This window comes from Microcoleus sp. Pol12B5 (genome assembly GCF_036701335.1).
Lineage (GTDB): Bacteria > Cyanobacteriota > Cyanobacteriia > Cyanobacteriales > Microcoleaceae > Microcoleus.
Genome location: NZ_JAUBQQ010000144.1, coordinates 1 through 2,914, shown reverse-complemented (window position 1 = coordinate 2,914; position 2,914 = coordinate 1). Strand labels below are relative to the sequence as shown.

Below are 2,914 nucleotides of genomic sequence, written 5' to 3'. Positions count from 1 at the left end.
CGCCCGCCTTTCTCCCCAAATTCTTTACAACTCCTCTTAGGGTGGTGCGCCCCAGGCGCACCCCCTGAACGGTTACCTATCAATAATATTTGGGTCTATTCCTTGCTTGATAATAGTTTCCCAACCTCTCTCTATATCTTCTATATAAATACCTTTACAACTTTTGTGCAATTCAAGATATTGAAATATGGGTCGAGACAATTGGGTTTGTAAATGCATCTTTCGTTTTTTACTAATTACGATATAAATGGGAAAATTGGGGTCGATCAATGTTAGGGGATTTAATTTGACATTAGCCACAAAATTACCCATACGCAATAGCCCAGAGTGGATAGCAGTAGTACATTCAATTTCAAATAATGCTACTATTTTAAACTGAGTATCTAGCCATATTACATCAATTAATTTACTAATTTTTTCAACCTTTTTGTCTAACCCACCAACAGGGAATTCTTCCATTGTTAACTCTTTAAGTTTACCGAGCCTAGAGTCCTCGCAAGTATTGTCCCGCAATCTATGCTCTCCGAATATATAGTCCTTTGAGTGATCGTTTCCAGCAATCCATACTTTATGACCTAATTCTTGTCCTATCTGTGCCAGAATTCCCTGTGTTTTAGTATGTATTGAAATATTTGGCCATAAAGCTGCTGGAGTTTTTTTATTAAAACTCTCTTGATACTTTGGTTCATTTTTTTGTTTTCTGTAATCGGCTCTAACTCTGTCTTCTGGAAAAAATAAATTTAGCTGATATATATTCTTTTCTTCTATTTTCCGAATGATTTGTTCGGGTTTTTATAATCCTATAGCATCGGTTATATCAGCCCTTTCGATATTTTTTACTTTTTTTAGGTAAGCATTGGTAAGGTTAGCGCCTCTAAGATTAGCCCAATCTAGGTCTGCTCCTTCAAGATTTGCATCTCTCAAGTCTGCATAAATAATATCTGACCATTTCAGATTAGCCTCTTGAAGAGAGGCTCCCCTTAATTTAGCGCTTATTAGATTAGTATAGCTCAGGTTGCTATAGTTTAAGTTTGCATTGCTCAAATTTGCACCACTTAGATTAGCAAAGCTCAGATCAATTTCTGTCAAATCAGCATCCCTTAAGTCACAACCATGAAAATCTCTTCGGCCTTCTGCATAAAGTTGTTTCAGTTCGTTTTCATCTATATTCATAAACTCCTCTCAACTATTTTATTAAGGTACATTGCTCTAAGTGACAGTAGAGCATATTATCTGTGTTCGCCCTATCTCCTCACTGGCTGAAATCCCTGCACAAAACTCACCCAGCGTGGTACTTTATCACCTGTAATATCTAGGATGGGAATGTTGAAACTTCTGACATCGGGGCGACCGACTTCACCACCAGAAAAACTCACATTCGTAGGTTCCGATTTACCTAAACCATAGGCACTAACTATTTGATTAGCAAGTCGGCAGGTTATTTCAAAACTTCCCATATTAATCGTGCCACCTCCAGCCTCGTAATTCCATGTAATACCGGGTGTTAAAGTCCCCTCCTGACACATAAAGTGAGTGACTTCAAACATTTTAGCAATGTGAACATCATATCGCCTTAAGCGTCCTCCATAGGCCGATGCTGTGGTATCACTTTCTGGTACTACAATCGATCCAAATCCTTCGTCAAAACCAAGCTTCATCGGTAGTGCTGTGGAACTTGTAAGCGGTTTACTCGCTTGGGGTTGTACGCGAGTCGATGACATCTGTACTGGTTTGACAAATTGACTATTAGCGCGAACGAAACAACGTTGCACCCCACCAGTAGCGTAGTTTTTTCCTACAAAAAGCCAAGGTAAACCCCTGGTATCGTTGAAAGTACCAGCAGCATTACTAGGAAAGCTTTCAAAACGCTGTCCCTGTTTTAAGACACCAACTAAAGACCAATTAAAAAAATCAAATGGAGTGCGGTTGTCAGCACGCATAAGTTCTTCAAAAGAAGAATTTGTCATGCGACAATTTAACCCATTTGGGTCTGGATCTACTACTTCCCAATAAGTATGATAAGCTCTTCCCATATAATCCCCTTGATTATTAGGACTTGGGAGAGGTGCAGTAGAACCCAGTTTAGCTGTTCCTAATACCAGAAAAGTTGCAAGAGTAATGGTTTTTAATTCTTTTAACATGGGTATCACTTTTAAAACACTACATAGATCATAGTATTTAAGGATTTAATGATACATTAACTCTATTATACTTTAGTATAAAAAACTATAGCTCAGACTTGAATTTTGCCTTAGCCACTCGCAGTTTTTCCCAAGCAGCTTTTGTTCCCGGTCTTGGTGGCTGGGCGGCAATCCGAGCATTGAGATCGCGATTTTTTTCTTCATAGTACAGCCGCAGTTATTCAGATTCCTTAAGAACCATTTGATACTCGGCTTCAACCTCAGCCCGATTTGCCTCAATATAAGCTAAAGCTGCGTTAATTTGTTCCTCTGTAAGCTCAAATAATCCCCCGATCAACTTAGGCGGATATTGAGCCGTCACATAGTCCATGATGTCGTAGATAGTGATGCGCGCACCGGCCATCGCTAGTCCTCTTTCTGTACGGATGATAGCTGTTTGTTCGTTAGGTATGCTTGTCATATTTATAGCCTCCTAGAAGTTATCTCTATATTACTAGCTGATTAGTTGCAAGTCCTGGATTTGCGAGCCCTAGAGTTCTATTCGCGAATAGCAGATCAATATGATGCGGTGAATGCTTTTAGGCAATTGATGTAGAAATTGAGAAGAGTGCAGCAAAAGCATTGTTAACTTTCATTAGAAGTGTCACCCGATCGCCCTTGAAAACTAATGCGGCGGTAGACTTCAGACATCGGAAGTTCGGCGTTGCTGAATCAAGGTATGAATACTGCCGGAACGGGAACATCCTGAAATTTTAGGTAATGTATTAATAATT

At 39.5% G+C, this 2,914-nt stretch carries 4 protein-coding genes; all 4 read right to left on the bottom strand.

From position 1 onward, the window contains the following. Positions 1 to 72: 72 nt before the first annotated feature. The gene (locus tag QUA24_RS26995) at positions 73 to 459 is read right to left on the bottom strand and encodes a hypothetical protein (RefSeq protein ID WP_333233479.1); all 387 of its coding nucleotides are present in this window, start codon (positions 457 to 459) and stop codon (positions 73 to 75) included. Between the two features lie 333 nt (positions 460 to 792). Then, positions 793 to 1,173 (bottom strand): pentapeptide repeat-containing protein, encoded by a 381-nt coding sequence (locus QUA24_RS26990; protein WP_333233477.1) that lies wholly within the window; start codon positions 1,171 to 1,173, stop codon positions 793 to 795. Between the two features lie 71 nt (positions 1,174 to 1,244). Further along, on the bottom strand, positions 1,245 to 2,141 hold the full coding sequence (locus QUA24_RS26985; RefSeq protein WP_333233475.1) for a hypothetical protein: 897 nt from the start codon (positions 2,139 to 2,141) through the stop codon (positions 1,245 to 1,247). A gap of 217 nt (positions 2,142 to 2,358) precedes the next feature. After that, positions 2,359 to 2,601: a DUF433 domain-containing protein gene (locus QUA24_RS26980; RefSeq protein ID WP_333233473.1), complete on the bottom strand. Its 243-nt coding sequence runs from the start codon at positions 2,599 to 2,601 to the stop codon at positions 2,359 to 2,361. Positions 2,602 to 2,914 lie beyond the last annotated feature (313 nt).

Bases quoted from the DNA above. Each gene is read 5' to 3' on its own strand.
- QUA24_RS26980 (WP_333233473.1), bottom strand. From the start codon at position 2,601: ATGACAAGCATACCTAACGAACAAACAGCTATCATCCGTACAGAAAGA.
- QUA24_RS26995 (WP_333233479.1), bottom strand. From the start codon at position 459: ATGGAAGAATTCCCTGTTGGTGGGTTAGACAAAAAGGTTGAAAAAATT.
- QUA24_RS26990 (WP_333233477.1), bottom strand. From the start codon at position 1,173: ATGAATATAGATGAAAACGAACTGAAACAACTTTATGCAGAAGGCCGA.
- QUA24_RS26985 (WP_333233475.1), bottom strand. From the start codon at position 2,141: ATGTTAAAAGAATTAAAAACCATTACTCTTGCAACTTTTCTGGTATTA.